At 43.1% G+C, this 2,474-nt stretch carries 1 protein-coding gene; it reads left to right on the top strand.

Annotated elements, in window-relative coordinates:
• The coding region (locus F6K38_RS39330; protein ID WP_287360334.1) for a choice-of-anchor I family protein at positions 1-1,883 on the top strand (1,883 nt) is incomplete at its 5' end.
• Positions 1,884-2,474 lie beyond the last annotated feature (591 nt).

Below are 2,474 nucleotides of genomic sequence, written 5' to 3'. Positions count from 1 at the left end.
ATTGCATCATAAATTGGATCAGAGGCATTTCATTTACAGTATTAGCTAAGTATTACCTATACCTAGACACAGCCAGGAACACCATGGTAAAACATCAGAGTCCATCCATTTTTCCTAGAAAAATGCCCAAAATCATACAATTAACCTTACACTCAACATTGCTGTTGGGTATACTAACATCACCTGCCGCCGCCTTCTCCCTAGACATCAAACCGATTTCTACCTTTTCCACGGGAATCTTCGATGATGGAGCGGCGGAGATATCGACTTTCGATCCACTCAGCCAAAGGTTATTCGTTACCAATGCTAGCAGCAATCAAGTCGATGTCCTGGAGTTTGCCGGAGGCAACCTCTCGTTATCCACCACCATCCCCCTGGCATCGTTTGGGGCAACACCAACCAGTATTGCCTCTAGCAATGGCTTACTAGCGGTTTCCGTAGCCAATGAAGTGCAAACTGATCCAGGCACAGTGGCTTTCTTTGACACCAACGGTAACTTCAAAACATCGGTCAGGGTTGGTGCCTTGCCTGACGCGGTAACCTTTACCCCAGATGGCAGGAAGTTACTGGTTGCCAATGAAGGAGAGCCAGCCTTCTCAGAGACTTTAGGTCAGATCGTTAATCCAAAGGGGTCGGTTAGTATTATCGACCTTCTTGACCCGAAGCATCCTACTGTCAGAACTGCAGACTTTAGTTCGTTCTCAAAACAGGATCTGGAAAACCAGGGAGTACAGCTGTTTGTCGATGCATTCGAAGAACTTGAGGCTTCATCCCAGGAGGAATTCGGCATTGAGGATTTATTCGAGTCTCCGATTACCCCTGATCGCGATCTCGAACCGGAAAACATCACTGTCTCAGACGATGGTAAAACTGCCTGGGTAGCACTCCAGGAAAACAATGCCATTGGTGTTCTCAATCTAGAAACTAATGAGTTCACCAACGTTGTGGGTCTCGGTGTCAAAGATCACAGTGAGCCTAATAATGGTTTAGATACTAGCGATAGAGACGATGCTATCAATATCGAAAACAGGCCAGTGTTTGGGTTATTCCAGCCAGACCAACTTGATGTCTATAGCGTTGATGGCATAACTTACTTAGTTACTGCTAACGAAGGCGATTTCCTCCGCATTGAGGGTGACTTAGACGGTGAAGAAGAAACGTTTTTCGAGGAAGATGAACGGATAGATGACTTAGTGTTAGACCCAACTGCCTTCCCTGATGCGATCGCTTTACAAGAAGATGATGTTCTAGGACGTTTGCAAGTTTCAACGATCAATGGTGACCCTGATGGAGACGGTGACTTTGACCAACTGTTTGCCTTTGGAGGACGCTCCTTCTCAATTTGGAAGGTAACAGAGGATGGCTTAGTGCTAGTTTTTGACAGTGGCGATGCTTTTGAACAAATAACTGCTGACCTATTTCCGGATTTCTTCAACGCTGAAGCTGAGGAAAACAACTTTGATACGCGCAGCGACAATAGAGGTCCGGAACCCCAGGGAATAACAGTGGTTGAGTTATTCGGTCGCACCTTTGCCTTCATCGGTTTTGAGCAAATTGGTGGCTTCATAGTCTATGACGTTACCGATCCTGAAAATGCATTCTTTGTCAATTACATCAACAACCGCGACTTCCTAGGAGATCCTGAGGCTGGTACAGCAGGGGATCTTGGTCCTGAAGGATTGCTTTTCATCTCAGCAGAGGATAGTCCTAACGACACACCGATGCTAGTTCTTAACAATGAGGTCAGTGGCACAACTACTGTCTACTCAATCGAACAAGTACCAGAACCAAGTTCTCTATTGGGTCTGTTACAGGTTATTGCTTTAGGGTGTATCGCTTGGAAGGGAAAGCTTTCAACAACATGTAAAGAGACTAGCCTTTAAAGGCAAGTAAGACTGGGGGAATAATATCTCCTCCAGTTTAATCACTGACTATGCAGGTAAATCGTTAATTGTTAATTGTTAATTGTTAATCGTTAATTGTCTATGTAATTATTTAGGTGTAGGGGTTGACAAACTCTGTAACGTGTAAATTTGGCAGCAAAAATCAGCAGATTTGGATTGTTTAATACAGTTTGAGTCAGGCCGCTGGCAAAATGCTCAAAAGAGCTTCTAAAGCCACCCCAAAACCTGAATAATTACATTGTAAATTTTAAATTTTAAATTTAAAATACACACCACAGCCTTTACTCTAATCAACTTAATCTAAATTTAATCTAAGTTTTATCGAAATTTAATCTAATCAATGTAATAAAACTGTTTTAATTTGGTATTAATCCATCTGCCCATTACTCCCTAAAATAATTTATGATTGAGGGTAAAAAATTAATTAATTGGGTTATGAATTTGGTCAAGGCCAAGGAATCTGGGGATTAGCGGCCAACTCGCTAGCCACTGCTGCTGCGCCGTATTGATTCAGATGACTCGGATCAGCAAAATACTGATTTTGGTTTAGCCACTGCCTCCCCATATCGA

The sequence above is a fragment of the Moorena sp. SIO3B2 genome (genome assembly GCF_010692525.1).
Taxonomy (GTDB): domain Bacteria; phylum Cyanobacteriota; class Cyanobacteriia; order Cyanobacteriales; family Coleofasciculaceae; genus Moorena; species Moorena producens.
The sequence above is the reverse complement of the archived record's forward strand: the minus strand, read 5'-3'. Positions and strand labels throughout refer to the sequence as shown.